The 13414-nt window shown below is 64.0% G+C and carries 14 protein-coding genes; 8 read left to right on the forward strand and 6 right to left on the reverse strand.

All coding sequences use genetic code 11. The features are described 5' to 3' along the window. Nucleotide 1: 1 nt before the first annotated feature. Nucleotides 2-685, reverse strand: a complete 684-nt coding sequence (gene tlpA, locus NKI67_RS21360; protein ID WP_023677933.1) for a thiol:disulfide interchange protein TlpA — start codon at nt 683-685, stop codon at nt 2-4. A gap of 35 nt (nt 686-720) precedes the next feature. Here tlpA and argH point away from each other — a divergent pair, with 35 nt between their 5' ends. The 3 genes from argH to lysA all read left to right on the forward strand — a co-directional run bounded on the left by argH (nt 721) and on the right by lysA (nt 3683). Then, nucleotides 721-2121 carry an argininosuccinate lyase gene (gene argH, locus NKI67_RS21365; protein WP_352570557.1) on the forward strand — a complete coding sequence of 467 codons (1401 nt, stop codon included), beginning with the start codon at nt 721-723 and terminating at the stop codon, nt 2119-2121. A 71-nt stretch (nt 2122-2192) separates the two neighbouring features. Next, complete coding sequence (locus tag NKI67_RS21370; protein WP_023677931.1) at nt 2193-2399, forward strand: hypothetical protein; 207 nt, start codon at nt 2193-2195, stop codon at nt 2397-2399. A gap of 15 nt (nt 2400-2414) precedes the next feature. Continuing rightward, nucleotides 2415-3683: a diaminopimelate decarboxylase gene (gene lysA, locus NKI67_RS21375; protein ID WP_352646658.1), complete on the forward strand. Its 1269-nt coding sequence runs from the start codon at nt 2415-2417 to the stop codon at nt 3681-3683. Nucleotides 3684-3693: 10 nt separating this feature from the next. On the opposite strand, the gene NKI67_RS21380 is transcribed toward lysA, so the two are convergent. After that, nucleotides 3694-3996: an ArsR/SmtB family transcription factor gene (locus tag NKI67_RS21380; RefSeq protein ID WP_352646661.1), complete on the reverse strand. Its 303-nt coding sequence runs from the start codon at nt 3994-3996 to the stop codon at nt 3694-3696. A 63-nt stretch (nt 3997-4059) separates the two neighbouring features. Here NKI67_RS21380 and NKI67_RS21385 point away from each other — a divergent pair, with 63 nt between their 5' ends. Both NKI67_RS21385 and NKI67_RS21390 read left to right on the forward strand, forming a co-directional pair. Continuing rightward, entirely contained in the window at nt 4060-5001 is a 942-nt protein-coding gene (locus NKI67_RS21385) for a threonine/serine dehydratase (protein ID WP_352646663.1), read from the forward strand. Between the two features lie 210 nt (nt 5002-5211). After that, nucleotides 5212-7827, forward strand: coding sequence for a TIGR02302 family protein (locus tag NKI67_RS21390; protein ID WP_352646665.1), 2616 nt, complete (start codon nt 5212-5214; stop codon nt 7825-7827). A 73-nt stretch (nt 7828-7900) separates the two neighbouring features. On the opposite strand, the gene NKI67_RS21395 is transcribed toward NKI67_RS21390, so the two are convergent. Further along, on the reverse strand, nt 7901-8758 hold the full coding sequence (locus tag NKI67_RS21395; RefSeq protein WP_023677927.1) for a LysR substrate-binding domain-containing protein: 858 nt from the start codon (nt 8756-8758) through the stop codon (nt 7901-7903). A 223-nt stretch (nt 8759-8981) separates the two neighbouring features. Here NKI67_RS21395 and NKI67_RS21400 point away from each other — a divergent pair, with 223 nt between their 5' ends. Next, on the forward strand, nt 8982-9932 hold the full coding sequence (locus tag NKI67_RS21400) for a DMT family transporter (protein WP_352646669.1): 951 nt from the start codon (nt 8982-8984) through the stop codon (nt 9930-9932). Between the two features lie 19 nt (nt 9933-9951). Here NKI67_RS21400 and NKI67_RS21405 read toward each other — a convergent pair whose 3' ends face one another. From NKI67_RS21405 to NKI67_RS21415, 3 genes are all read right to left on the reverse strand, one after another. Next, complete coding sequence (locus NKI67_RS21405) at nt 9952-10323, reverse strand: response regulator (protein WP_023677925.1); 372 nt, start codon at nt 10321-10323, stop codon at nt 9952-9954. A gap of 197 nt (nt 10324-10520) precedes the next feature. After that, on the reverse strand, nt 10521-11063 hold the full coding sequence (gene hpt, locus NKI67_RS21410) for a hypoxanthine phosphoribosyltransferase (protein ID WP_254816654.1): 543 nt from the start codon (nt 11061-11063) through the stop codon (nt 10521-10523). 186 nt (nt 11064-11249) lie between these two features. Continuing rightward, nucleotides 11250-11540 carry a hypothetical protein gene (locus NKI67_RS21415; protein WP_352646671.1) on the reverse strand — a complete coding sequence of 97 codons (291 nt, stop codon included), beginning with the start codon at nt 11538-11540 and terminating at the stop codon, nt 11250-11252. A 236-nt stretch (nt 11541-11776) separates the two neighbouring features. Here NKI67_RS21415 and ftsE point away from each other — a divergent pair, with 236 nt between their 5' ends. Both ftsE and NKI67_RS21425 read left to right on the forward strand, forming a co-directional pair. Further along, nucleotides 11777-12436, forward strand: coding sequence for a cell division ATP-binding protein FtsE (ftsE, locus tag NKI67_RS21420; protein ID WP_023677923.1), 660 nt, complete (start codon nt 11777-11779; stop codon nt 12434-12436). After that, a complete protein-coding gene (locus tag NKI67_RS21425; protein ID WP_352646673.1) occupies nt 12429-13412 on the forward strand; it encodes a cell division protein FtsX in 984 nt (327 codons plus the stop codon). The genes ftsE and NKI67_RS21425 overlap by 8 nt, the downstream gene beginning before the upstream one ends. The last annotated feature ends 2 nt before the right edge of the window (nt 13413-13414 follow it).

Consider the following 13414-nt stretch of genomic DNA (forward strand, 5'->3'; position numbering starts at 1 on the left):
CCTATCCCGGCTGAAGCGCCGCCTCGACCAGACGCTTGGCATCCGGCCCCGACCATTCGGCCGGGCCATTCATATGGGCGATCAGGCAGCCTTGCCCATCGATCAGCATGGTGACCGGCAGACCGAGCGCCAGGCCGCGCGTCTTGACGTCGTTGAACAGCGCCATCGTGGCATCGCGATAGTAGCCGAGCGACTTGACGCCGGTGTCCTCCAGGAACTTCTTCGGTTTGGCATCGTCGCCGGCATCGACGTTGACGGCAACAACCTGAAACGCATCGCTGCCCATCTCCTTCTGCAGCGCATCGAGCGCCGGCATTTCGGCGCGGCAAGGTGCGCACCATGTCGCCCACAGATTGAGCAGCACCGTCTTGCCGGCATGATCGGCGATCGTCGTCGGCTTGCCGTCGGGGCCGTTGAAGGCAAGGCTTTTCAGCGATTGCGGCGGATCCGCCGGCAAAAGCGCGGCAACTTGGCCGGTGGCAGCGGCGGCGATCTTCTTGGCACGGTCGGTCTTGGCGGCGCAGGCGACGTCGTCCTTGCCGCCGCCGGCGGCCACTTGCGCGGGCGCCTTGTTGCCAGAACTGCTTTCCCTGACATATACCGCGACCGCGCCGGCCAGCACGCCCGCAACCAAAGCGGCGAGGATGAGACGCAAAGCCGGGAAAAATCTATTGCCGTCTGCCATTTTGCAAAAACTGCTCCGGAGCACGGGTTATAGCGATGAACGACAAGAAGGCCAGCAACCAGATGTGGGGCGGACGTTTTGCCTCGGGTCCGGCCGCAATCATGGAAGCGATCAACGCGTCGATCTCGTTCGACCGCAAACTCTATGCGCAGGATATTCGCGGCTCGATCGCCCATAGCCAGATGCTGGCGCAAACGGGCATTATTTCGGCGGCCGATCAAGAAAAAATCGCTCACGGGCTGAACACGATCCTCGCAGAGATCGAGGCCGGCACCTTCGAGTTCTCGACCAGGCTGGAAGACATCCACATGAATGTCGAGGCCCGTCTGGCCGATTTGATCGGCCCCGCCGCCGGCCGCCTGCATACCGCCCGCTCGCGCAACGACCAGGTGGCGGTCGACCTCAGGCTGTGGGTCAAGGACGAATGCTTTCGTGTCGCCGAGGCGCTGAAGGGCCTGATCACGGCGTTCCTGGATCGGGCCGAGGAGCATGCGGCAACGGTGATGCCGGGCTTCACCCACATGCAGGCGGCGCAGCCGGTGACCTTCGGCCACCACTGCATGGCTTATGTCGAGATGTTTGCACGCGACCTGTCGCGCGTCCGCGATGCGATTGAGCGGATGGATGAAAGCCCGCTCGGCGCCGCCGCCCTTGCCGGCACCAGCTTTTCCATCGACCGGCACCAGACGGCGAAGGCGCTTGGCTTCCGCGAGCCGATGCGCAATTCGCTCGACAGTGTTTCGGACCGCGATTTCGCGCTCGAGTTCCTGGGCTTGGCGGCGATCTGCGCGACGCATCTGTCGCGGCTGGCCGAAGAGATCATCATCTGGTCGACGCCGCAATTCGGCTTCGTCAGGCTATCGGATAGTTTCTCGACGGGTTCGTCGATCATGCCGCAGAAGAAGAACCCGGACGCTGCCGAACTGGTGCGCGGCAAGACCGGCCGCGTCACCGGCCATCTCGTCGGCCTGCTGACGGTGATGAAGGGCATGCCGCTGACCTATGGCAAGGACATGCAGGAAGACAAGGAATCCGTCTTCGACGCGGCCGAGACGCTCGACCTGATGCTGGCGGCAATGACCGGCATGGTGCGCGACATGATGGTGAACACTGCTGCGATGAAAAAGGCGGCCGGCGCCGGCTATTCGACTGCGACCGACCTCGCCGACTGGCTGGTGCGCACGCTCGGCCTGCCGTTCCGCGAGGCGCACCATATCACTGGCCGGGCGGTGGCGCTGGCCGAGGACAGGAAGATCGGGCTCGACAGGCTTTCGCTGGAGGATCTGCAGTCCATTCACCCCGGTATCAGCGCCGACGTGTTTTCGGTTCTTGCCGTGCAGAATTCTGTAAAGAGCCGCACGAGCTTCGGCGGCACCGCGCCGTCCGAGGTGCGCAAGCAGATCCGCTACTGGAAAAAGCGGCTCGCCAAGGCGTAAGACGCGGGGTGCAATGGCCGCAAAACTCGGCTAGAAGCGGCTGCGGGCAACAGTTTCGGACGGATGGCACGATGACCGGAAGCAGGATTTTGGTGACGCTGACGCTGCTGGCGGCAATGGCCACCGTTGCGGCCTGCGGCAGGAAGGCTGCGCTCGACACGCCGTACGCGGCAGCCGTGCAGGCCCGCAAGGACGCCGAGAAGGCCAAGCAACCTTTGCCGCCGGAGCCGGAAAAACCTGTCGAGGACAAGAAATTCATCCTCGACCCGCTGCTCTGATTTCGGACCAATCTCGTGAACCATTTCGACTACCGCGACGGCGCGCTGCATGCCGAGGACGTGGCGATATCAGACATCGCCGCCAGCGTCGGCACGCCGTTCTACTGTTATTCGACGGCGACGCTGACCAGGCATTTTCGCGTCTTCACCGAGGCCTTTGCCGGGCTCGATGCTCTCGTCTGCTATGCCATGAAGGCGAATTCCAACCAGGCCGTGCTGAGGGTGCTGGCAAGGCTCGGCGCCGGCGCCGACGTGGTCTCGGAGGGCGAATTGCGCCGCGCTTTGGCGGCCGGCATCCCGGCAAGCAAGATCTTGTTTTCGGGCGTCGGCAAGACCGCGCGCGAAATGGATTTCGCACTCTCGGCCGGCATTCTCTGCTTCAACGTCGAATCCGAACCGGAGCTGGAGCTGCTGTCGGCCCGCGCCACCGCGCTGGGCAAGGTCGCGCCGATCTCGCTGCGCATCAATCCGGATGTCGACGCCAGGACGCACAAGAAGATTTCGACTGGGAAGGCCGAGAACAAGTTCGGCATTCCGTGGCAGCATGCGCGGAAGGTCTATGCGCGCGCGGCTGAGCTGCCGGGCATCAAGGTCACCGGCATAGACACCCATATCGGCAGCCAGATCACCGAATTGCAGCCCTTCGACGACGCCTTTGCGCTGCTGGTGGAGTTGGTCGGCGCCTTGCGCTCCGACGGTCATGCCATCGAGCACATCGATGTCGGCGGCGGCCTTGGCATTCCCTACCGCGTCGACAACAACCCGCCGCCTTTGCCCGATGCCTATGCCCAGATCGTCAGGAAGCATGTTGCCAAACTTGGGCTGAAAGTGATGTTCGAGCCAGGCCGGCTGATCGTCGGCAATGCCGGCATCCTGGTCTCGCAGGTGATCTTCGTGAAGGAGGGCGACGCCAAGAACTTCCTCGTCGTAGACGCCGCGATGAACGACCTGATCCGGCCGACGCTTTACGACGCTTTCCACGACATCAGGCCGGTGTCGCAGCAGCCGGCCGCTGCACCACGCATGAAGGTCGACGTCGTTGGCCCGGTTTGTGAGACCGGCGACTATCTCGGGCTCGACCGTGACCTGCCCCGGCTGAAATCCGGCGACCTGATCGCTGTCTCCACCGCCGGCGCCTATGGCGCCGTTCAGGCCGGCACCTACAATACCAGGCTGCTGGTACCGGAAGTGCTGGTCGACGGCGACCGCTTCCACGTTGTGCGCCCGCGCCAGACCTATGACGAGCTGATCGGACTGGACTCGGTGCCGGACTGGTTGGAGTAGAACTCTGCAGCTACAGCCGGTGCTGAATGAGCGCCCTGGTCTCGGCGATTCTGTCCTCATTCCGGCGATAGAATATCCACTGCTTGATGCGCTTGCTGCGCAAAAGCCCTGCCTGGGTGAGCACGCGCATATGCTCGCTGAGCGTTGCCTGGGTGATCCCCAGCTTTTCCGCGATCAGCAGCGCGCAGACGCCGTCCTCGACCAGATCGCCGTCCGTCTGCGACGGAAAATGCGCTCGCGGGTCCTTCAGCCAATCGAGGATCTGCAGCCTGCGCTCGTTGGCGATTGCTTTGAAGACATCGATCTCTTGCATTTAGGCACTTTGCCAAGTTACTAAGTTATGTCAACTCTGAATGTCAACTCTGGGAGTGAAAGCATGCTGCACGGCCACACGATCACACGCGAGCGCATTGCGGCGATAGAACCCCGCATCCGGCCCTTCGTGCGCCACACGCCGGTGCTGCGCGTCGACATGGCCGATTTCGGCCGCCCGCCTCTGCCTGTCGACCTGAAGCTTGAGTGCTTGCAGCATTCCGGCTCGTTCAAGGCACGTGGTGCGTTCACCAATCTCCTCGAACGGCCGGTTCCTGCGGCCGGCGTCGTCGCCGCATCGGGCGGCAACCACGGTGCCGCCGTCGCCTATGCCGCCATGCGGCTCGGCCACAAGGCGACCATCTTTGTTCCCGAAGTGAGCCCGCAGGCCAAGCTGGACCGCATCCGCGGCTACGGCGCCGAGTTGATCGTCGGCGGCGCCCGTTATGCCGAGGCGCTGGCCGCCAGCGAGAGCTTCGCCGAAAAATCCGGCGCGCTGCAGATCCACGCCTTCAACCAGGAGGAGACGCTGGTCGGGCAAGGCACGCTCGGCCTCGAGATCGAGGCCGACCTGCCGAAGCTCAACACCCTGCTGGTCGCCGTCGGCGGCGGCGGGCTGATCGGCGGCATCGCTGCCTGGTTTTCCGGCCGCATCAGGATAATCGCGGTCGAGCCGGAGGGTGCGCCGACGCTTCATCGCGCCTTCGAGGCGGGCCGACCCGTCGACGCGCCGGCTGAGGGCATCGCCGCCGATTCGCTCGCGCCAAAGCGTGTCGGCGAAATGATGTTTCCTATCGCCGAGGCATTCGTCGAGCGCTCGATCCTGGTCGGCGACGACGACATTATCGCCGCCCAGGCGGCGCTGTGGGACCGCGTGCGAATCATCTCCGAGCCGGGCGGTGCGGCCGCCTTCGCGGCGCTCCTGTCCGGCCGCTACGCACCGGCTGCAGGCGAGCGCGTTGCCGTACTGGTCTGCGGCGCAAACGCCAATCCGGCGAAATTCTGACAATATCCGGGGCATTATTGTTCACGTTTTGGGGAACCGCCTCGCCTTCGCCGTGTTTGTTGGTATCCTTAGGGCGATGTGCATCCGCTTGGACGCACGGAGTGCGCTAAGATTTTAGGTCTTCGCATCGTGCTTCCCGAAAATCGACTTTTCGGGCCCATGCGATAGACTCGTGAGGCCTGGGCTATCCCGCCCGGCCAGGAAGGGCCGATGACACAACGACCCATTTTCACCAGCGATCGCAGTCTGGCCAGGCGCCTTGCCTTGAGCCGGCTGGGGACGCAGGTCTCGATAATCGTCGAACGCGGCTGGCCATTGCTGCTGCCACCGATCATCGTCGCCAGCCTGTTCCTCAGCATTTCGTGGCTCGGCCTGTTCCCATTTTTGCCCGATCTGGCGCGGATCGGTCTTATCACGGCATTCGGCGTCGCAGCGCTTGCCGCACTCTATCCACTGCGTTTCTTCCGCACGCCATCCAGTGCCGAGGTCGACCGCCGCATCGAGGCGGCCAACCGATTGCTGCACAGCCCGGTGCAGGTCCAGACCGATCGCCCGAGCGGCAAGGAAAGCATTTTTTCGCAAGCCCTGTGGCGCGAGCATCAGCGGCGCATGGCCGACCGGCTGGGCGAGCTTGGCGGCGACGTGCCGCGCACACGCGTGCCGGAACGCGACCCGTGGGCGCTGCGCGCCGTTGCCGCGCTTTTGTTGGTCACTGCCTTTGCCTTCTCCTTCGGGCCATCGGGCGGCAGGCTGAGCGACGGTTTTGTTGCCCGTGCCGCCCGCGACGTCGTGCCGCCGCGCATTGATGCCTGGGTGACGCCGCCGGCCTATACCGGCAGGCCGCCGGTATTCCTGAACGCCCCGGTCCTGGCCAACAACGCCACTCAAGCGCCGCCGACCTTCACGATTCCGGAGGGCAGCGATGTGTCGCTGCGCGTCACCGGCGGTTCGGGCGAGGAAACGCTGAGCTACGCCGACACCGGCGGCAACACCCGCGCCATCGATCCGACCGGGCCGCAAGCCGCCAAGACTGAGGCAAGTCCGGCAACGCCTTCCACCGTGCGCCAGTTCAGCGGCAAGTTAACGGCCGACGGCACGCTGACGCTGCAGTCCAGCGACGGCGAGCTCGGCCGCTGGGCCTTCGCCATAATTCCCGACAAGCCGCCGCAGATCCGCTTTGTCGGCGAGCCGAAGCGCGCCGTCAACGGCGCCTTCGAGCTCAACTACCAGATCGACGACGACTATGGCGCGGCCTCCGCCAAGGCGGTTTTCGCGTTGGCCGATCCGCAAGTGCCCAACGCGCATCCGCTCTATGGCCCGCCGGAAATGCCGCTGACGTTGCCGCGCCGCGGCGGCAAGGCCAATGCCGCTAAGACGACGAAGGACCTGACCGACCATGTCTGGGCAGGTGGCAACGTCAAGCTGTCGCTTGTCGCCACCGACGGTGCCGGACACACGGCGACCAGCGAAACCAAGACGCTGGTGATGCCGGAGCGGCCATTCTCCAACCCGTTGGCGCGGGCTGTGGTCGAGCAGCGCCGCATACTGGCGCTCGACGCCTATGCCAAGGACCGCGTGCTCGACCTGATGGATGCAATCACGCTCAGGCCGGAAGACACGTTCGACAACATGGCGCACTACCTCGCCATCATGAGCGCCCGCACCCGGCTGAAGATGGCAGACAGCGACGACCAGTTGCGCGACGAGGTCGCTTACCTCTGGGAGATCGCGCTCGGCATTGAGGAAGGCAATCTGTCGGCGGCCGAGAAGCGGCTGCGCCAGGCGCAGCAGGCGCTGCAGGATGCGATCAAGAACGGCGCCAGCGACCAAGAGATCGAGAAGGCGATGAAGGAACTGCGCGAGGCGATGAACCAGTTCCTGCAGGAATTCGCGGCGCGGGCGCAGCAGAATCCGAATGCGCCACAGATGCAGCAGAACGGTCAGGAACTGCGCCAGAGCGACATCGACCGCATGATGGACCAGATCGAGAACCTGGCGAAATCCGGCAATCGCGACCAGGCGCAGCAATTGCTGTCCGAGTTGCAGGACATGATGAACAATCTGCAGGCAGGCCGCCAGCAACAGGGCGGCCAGCAGGACAGCGAGATGCGCCAGCAGATGGACAAGCTGGGCGAGATCATGCGGCGCCAGCAGGAGATGATGAACGACACTTTCCGTATGGACCAGATGCAGCGCGGCCAGCAACAGCGCGGGCAGAACCGCGACGAGCAGCTCGGCGAGAACGGTGAGCCAGGCCCGATGGGCGAAGAGGGCAAGCCCGGCCCGGGTGACGACCGCGATCCGCTCGGCCGGCCGAAGCCGATGACGCCGCAGGAATTTGCTGATGCGCTGAAGCAATTGCAGGAAGGCCAGGGCAAGCTGCAGAGCGAGCTCGATCAATTGAGGAAGAGCCTCGAAGGCATGGGCCTCGACCCCAATGAGGGGTTTGGCGAGGCCGGCAAATCCATGGGCAATGCCGAACAGGCGCTCGGCGAGGGCGAAGGCGACCAGGCCGTCGGTCACCAGGGCCGCGCATTGGAAGCCTTGCGCAGGGGCGCCAAGGACATGATGAAGCAATTGCAGGCGATGCAAGGCGACCAGGGCGGCAACGGGCAGGGCGGGCGCCAGCAGAATGCCGACCGTGACCCGCTCGGGCGGCCCCGCACCAGCGAGGGTCCCGATGACGGAAGTTCGGTGAGAGTGCCTGACGAGATCGATGTGCAGCGTGCCCGCCAGATCCTCGAAGCGATCCGCAAGCGGCTCGGCAACGCACTCAGCCCGGATATCGAGCGCAGCTATCTGGAGCGGTTGCTGGAGCTGAAGTAAGGCTGCCCCCCAATATTCGGAAGATCGCCGTGCGGTCCGTGGAGGCCGCCACCGCCGGACTGAGCGGCACGTTTTAACGGTTGGTGAACGCCTCGCGGATCGCCTCTTCCATGCCGTCGATGGCCTCGCCGGAAGCGTTCGGATTGCGCCGCAGCACCACGTTCGAGGAATCGATGTCGCCGAACCCGTCGGCGGCCGTAAGCTCGCGGCAGCCGGCCGGGATGTTGCTGCGCGAGATCGGCGCAATCGCCAACCCGGAGGTGACGGCGAGCCGCAGGCCGCCATTGGTATCGCTGGTGTAGGCGACACGATAGGCGAGACCGCGCTGTTCCAGCGACTTTATGGCGAAATCCTTGCACCAACCGGCACGATTGTAGAGCGCGATCGGCACCGGCCGCTCCTCATGCATGTGATGCAGCTCCGACGTCACCCATACGGTCGGGTCATGCATCAGCACCTCACCGCCTGACAGATCCTGCCATTCGAACACCACCGCCAGATCGAGCTCGCCGGCGGCGAGCGCCGCGATCTGCGCACCGGAATGCGCGTAGCGGACCGTGATGTCGACCTGAGGATGGCGCTTGGCAAAGGCGCCGAGTGCCCGCGACAGGATCGCGTGGCCATATTCTTCCGGGATACCGATGCGCACCGGCCCGCCAAGCGGCGCCGCGACCATCGATGCCGCCGTCTCGTCGAGCAGTGAAACGATGCGCCTGGCGTTGGCGATGAGTTCGCCGCCGCGCTGCGTCAACGCTACACCGCGCGACCCGCGCTCGAACAGGCTGTCGCCGATCATGCCTTCGAGCCTCTTCATCTGCATCGAGACCGCCGACTGGGTGCGGCCGGCCCGCTCCGCCGCTTTGGTGAAATTGCCGGTGTCGGCGACCGCCACGAAGGTGCGCAACAGGTCGCTGTCGAGATTGGGTCGCATGTGCCCGCCATAAGAAAATCTGATTGCTGGCATCATTCCAATTCGTTTGCAACATGTCAAACGGCGGACGATAGTCGCCTTACCCATTGGATATGCGGCCGGGAAATCGGCTGCGGACCAATCAAAAGTCCTCACTCGTACCCGCTGCCCGAAACGGTGGCGGGTTCTTTTTACCCGGATGCAGGCCTGCTTTCGGCCGCGCACGCGGGAGACAGGAGCGCCTATGCAGAATCGGCTTGTGCTCGGCATCCTCAGCCTCTGTCTCGGCGTGCTGGTCTTTTCGCTGCAGGACCCGCTGGTCAAGGCGGTGTCGAGCCACTATCCGGTCACCGAGGTGATAGCGATCCGCTCGATCGTCGCCCTGCCGATCCTGGTTTTCCTTGTCCACGCCGATGTCGGATTGCAGGCGATCCTGTCGAAGCGGTTCGGCATGCTGACGATGCGCGCCTTCATCCAGTTCACCTCCTACACGGCCTACTACCTGGCAATCGCCGCCCTGCCGCTGGCTGACGCGGTGGCGCTCTATTTCATGGCGCCGCTGTTCATCATGGCGTTGGCCGGCCCCTATCTCGGCGAACGCGTGTCCTGGCAGGCGCTCGCCACCGTCCTGGTCGGCATGCTCGGCGTGCTGGTGATGGTGCGCCCGGGCGCCGGCTTGTTCGACTGGGCAGCGCTGCTGTCGCTAGGTTCGGCTCTGCTCTACGGTTTCTCGCAGCTGATGGCACGCAAGATCGGCGACACCGAATCCTCGACTGTCATGGCTTTCTATCAGAACGGCGCTTATCTGATCGGCGCCGCATTTGTGGCGGCATTGTTTTGGCTGGCAGGCATTGACCACGCCGTGCATCCGAGTCTCGAATTCCTCGTCCGGCCATGGGTCTGGCCGGCGACGCCGGATCTCCTCAAGATGGGGGCATGCGGCTTCGTTGCCTCGGCCGGCATGATCCTGTTGTCGCAGGCCTACCGGCTGGCGCCCGCCAACAGCGTCGCCACCTTCGAATACACCGGTATCATCTGGTCGCCGCTATGGGGTTTTCTGTTCTTTGCCGAAGTGCCGCGACCAGCGACGGCGGCGGGCGCAGCCCTCATCATCGGCGCCGGCCTGTTTGCGCTCAATGCCAGCCGGCGCCTGAGCGGCGCGCCAGCCATTACGGCGACCTGCGACCCTGCCTGAAGGCGGTCGGCCTTGGGCTTTAGGCGAAGCAGGCGAGCGCCTGTTCGACGCGGGCGCGGATTTCAGCCAGCGTGAACGGCTTTTGCACGACGTCGAGAATAATGCCGTCCAATTCCTCGGCGCGCTCGCGCTGGTCGGCATAGCCGGTCATCAGCATGATCTTCATCGCCGGGAACAGCGCTGCTGCCGCCTTGGCCATCTCGATGCCGTCTATTTCCGGCATGCGGATGTCGGACAGCACAAGGTCATAGCTCCCTTGCGCCGCCCGGATCAGAGAAAGGCCATGTGCGCCGTCGGCGGCAACAGTGACATTATGCCCGGCGCGTTCGAGCGCGCGAGCGGCGAGAGTGCGGACGGATTCATCGTCCTCGACGATCAGGAGCTTTGCCATGGGCAGGATATTTGGCGGGGAAAAGTTGATGTTTCCTGAAGGCGCCAAGGGTCGATGAGGCCTTTTCAGAATTCGCTCCGCCAAGTCAGATAGCGTGGTTTTCGAGAACCGGAGCGGAGCGGACGTTCGAGTCCGAGAGCACCGGAAGCGCAGAAAACTGCGTCAGGTGGCCGCCGGAGTAGAATTATCAAAAGGCCTCAAGCGTCGCCCTTGACGATGCCGACGAAGGGCAATTCGCGAAACGCGTGGGCGACGTCCATGCCATAACCGACGACGAAATAATCGGGGCAGTCGAAGCCGACATAGTCGGCGTTGAGCGTGGTCTGGCGGCGCATGCGCTTGTCGAGCAGCACGGCGATGGCACAGCTCCTCGCGCCGCGCGACAGCATGAGGTCGCGGGTGAAACTCAGCGTCTTGCCGGATTCCAGAATGTCATCGATCAAAAGCACATCGCGACCGGCGACCTCGTTGTCGATGTCGCGCAGCACCCTCACCTCACCGCTGGTCGTGCCGGCGCCATAGCTGGAGATGAAGATGAACTCGACCTCCGGCGACAGGCCGACATCGTGCATGGCACGGATAAGATCGGCGGCGAAGATGAACGATCCCTTCAGCACCGAGATTACCAGAAGGTCGTGGTAGTCGTGCCCGGCGATCTCCTTGGCAAGTTCCAGGTTCCGCCGCGCGATGGCGGACGCCGAAAACAGGACTTCGATGTCCTTGCCGCGCACAACTGGCATTGGCTGCCCTTCCAGAAATGATCGCCTTGTAGGCGAAGCCGACCGAAAACGGTCTTCAACCTGTTTCTAGGCATGTCGAGCCGGCTGGCAAGGCCAAATCTTTCGCAGGACGCCCGCGAACGGTCGGGTGTCCGCAGCGCGTCGCTGATCGTTTATCTGGTGACCTGTTGATTTTCTGGCGCCGCTCTAACGAACCAGCGCATGGCCGCCCGAAATCCAGAAGGCGGCAAAGGCGGCACCGACGCCGACAATCCAGAAGATCGGCCCACCATGCACCCACAATGGGCGTTCGACGGCGGTTTCGGGCTTGCGCAACATGTCCATGCCTTCGATCGAAGGCATGGACATCATGCGCGCAGGCAGCGGCGCAAAGTCTGGACGTGTAAAATGGCGGGGCAGCACCTCATAATCGGCATCGATGACCTCGGCGGTCACGTCGCGCATGATGCGTTCCGGCTCGGCGGCCGGATCGGTCATGATTTCGCCGGAAACCGGGCGCGCGGTTCGATCCTCAGCCATCATGGCCCAACACTACCGCACCTGTTCGCTGTTCGTTTCTTTTGGGTAAACGGAAATGGTTAACGCTTCCCCACCGGAACCCCTGTGACTCGCTCGAAAAGCCCCCAAATTAACCGTCGGTTAACCATGCCGGCCGATGGTCTTTCCATAGAAAGGGCTGGCATCTTGCCGCCGAGAATTTCAGGTCGTCGAAAGTGATCCGCTTCGAAAATGTCGGCCTCCGCTATGGCATGGGTCCGGAGATCCTCCGCGACATCTCCTTGCACATTCCGGAGCGCTCCTTTCAGTTCCTGAGCGGACCTTCAGGCGCCGGCAAGACGACGTTGCTGCGGCTTTTGTTCATGTCGCTGAAGCCGACACGCGGCCTGATCACCATTTTCGGCAAGGACCGCTCGCGCATCTCGCGTACCGAATTGCCGCATCTGAGACGACGCATCGGCGTGGTGTTCCAGGATTTTCGCCTGCTCGACCATATGACCACCTACGAGAACGTGGCATTGCCGCTGCGCGTGCGCGGCCGCGAGGAGGCGACCTATCGCACCGACGTCACCGAGCTGCTGAAATGGGTCGGCCTCGGCGAGCGCATGCATGTGCTGCCGCCGGTGCTGTCTGGCGGCGAGAAGCAGCGCGCCGCCATCGCCCGGGCGTTGATCGAGCAGCCCGAGATCCTGCTCGCCGACGAGCCGACCGGCAATGTCGACCCGCCGCTGGCACGACGCTTGCTGCGGCTGTTCATCGAGCTCAACCGGCTGGGCACCGCCGTGGTGATCGCCACACACGACCTCGGCCTGATGGAACAGGTCGACGCACGGCGAATGATCCTGGCCGGCGGAAGGCTGGACATCTATGACTGAGCTCTCCGTCGAACATTTCGAGGGTCAGGACGCCGCGGCGGCAAAGCCCCGCGTCCAGCGCAAAATGGCGCCGATCGTGCCGGCGCAGAACATCGCCGGCCGGGCGCTGGTGCTGGTCATCGCCATCATGACGTTTCTGTCCTGCCTGACGTTTGGCGCCGTCACGCTGGTGCGTGACACCGCCTCCGTCTGGGAGAACCAGATCTCGCGCGAGGCGACCATCCAGATCAAGCCGGTCGACGGCCTCGACATGGAGGCCGCACTTGCGCTGGCCTCGCAGATCGCCGGCGAATTCCCTGGCGTGAAAAGCGCCCGGATCGTCGACCGCGAAGCGACGGCCCGGCTGCTCGAGCCTTGGCTGGGCTCGGGCCTGAACATCGATGAGCTGCCGGTGCCGCGCTTGATCATCATCACCATCGACGAGAATAGTCCGCCCGATTTCGCCGCACTGCGCGCGGCGATCACGCCGAAGCTGCCGAGTGCCTCGCTCGACGATCATCGCACCTGGGTCGACCGGCTGGTTGCCATGGCCCGCACCACGGTAACGATCGGTATTGCAGTGCTGGCGCTGATGCTGTCGGCGACGGTGCTGACCGTGGTATTCGCGACGCGCGGCGCCATGGCCGGCAATGGCCACATCATCGAGGTGCTGCATTTTGTCGGCGCCGAGGCGCGCTTCATCGCGCGCGAATTCCGCCGGCATTTTCTGGTCACCGGCATGAAGGGCGCCGCGGCAGGCGGCGCCGCGGCGATCCTGGTCTTCATCGTCTTCTCCTGGTGGTCGTCACGCAACATGGCAACGCCGCTGGCCGACCAGGCGACCGCCCTATTCGGCAATTTCGCCATCGGCTCGGCGGGTTATCTCGGGGTCGCTGTCATGGTGCTGGTGATCGGCGCGCTGACGGCGGCAACCTCCCATTTCACCGTGGTTACCTATCTCAGCGACATCGACATTCGCCAGCCGGACGCCGGCTAAAG

This window comes from Mesorhizobium sp. M0408, from assembly GCF_040321495.1.
Taxonomy (GTDB): domain Bacteria; phylum Pseudomonadota; class Alphaproteobacteria; order Rhizobiales; family Rhizobiaceae; genus Mesorhizobium.

Bases quoted from the DNA above. Each gene is read 5' to 3' on its own strand.
- NKI67_RS21405 (WP_023677925.1), bottom strand. From the start codon at position 10,323: ATGGCAAAGCTCCTGATCGTCGAGGACGATGAATCCGTCCGCACTCTC.
- NKI67_RS21380 (WP_352646661.1), bottom strand. From the start codon at position 3,996: ATGCAAGAGATCGATGTCTTCAAAGCAATCGCCAACGAGCGCAGGCTG.
- NKI67_RS21390 (WP_352646665.1), top strand. From the start codon at position 5,212: ATGACACAACGACCCATTTTCACCAGCGATCGCAGTCTGGCCAGGCGC.
- NKI67_RS21385 (WP_352646663.1), top strand. From the start codon at position 4,060: ATGCTGCACGGCCACACGATCACACGCGAGCGCATTGCGGCGATAGAA.
- argH (WP_352570557.1), top strand. From the start codon at position 721: ATGAACGACAAGAAGGCCAGCAACCAGATGTGGGGCGGACGTTTTGCC.
- NKI67_RS21400 (WP_352646669.1), top strand. From the start codon at position 8,982: ATGCAGAATCGGCTTGTGCTCGGCATCCTCAGCCTCTGTCTCGGCGTG.
- NKI67_RS21415 (WP_352646671.1), bottom strand. From the start codon at position 11,540: ATGACCGATCCGGCCGCCGAGCCGGAACGCATCATGCGCGACGTGACC.
- NKI67_RS21395 (WP_023677927.1), bottom strand. From the start codon at position 8,758: ATGCGACCCAATCTCGACAGCGACCTGTTGCGCACCTTCGTGGCGGTC.
- NKI67_RS21370 (WP_023677931.1), top strand. From the start codon at position 2,193: ATGACCGGAAGCAGGATTTTGGTGACGCTGACGCTGCTGGCGGCAATG.
- tlpA (WP_023677933.1), bottom strand. From the start codon at position 685: ATGGCAGACGGCAATAGATTTTTCCCGGCTTTGCGTCTCATCCTCGCC.
- hpt (WP_254816654.1), bottom strand. From the start codon at position 11,063: ATGCCAGTTGTGCGCGGCAAGGACATCGAAGTCCTGTTTTCGGCGTCC.
- NKI67_RS21425 (WP_352646673.1), top strand. From the start codon at position 12,429: ATGACTGAGCTCTCCGTCGAACATTTCGAGGGTCAGGACGCCGCGGCG.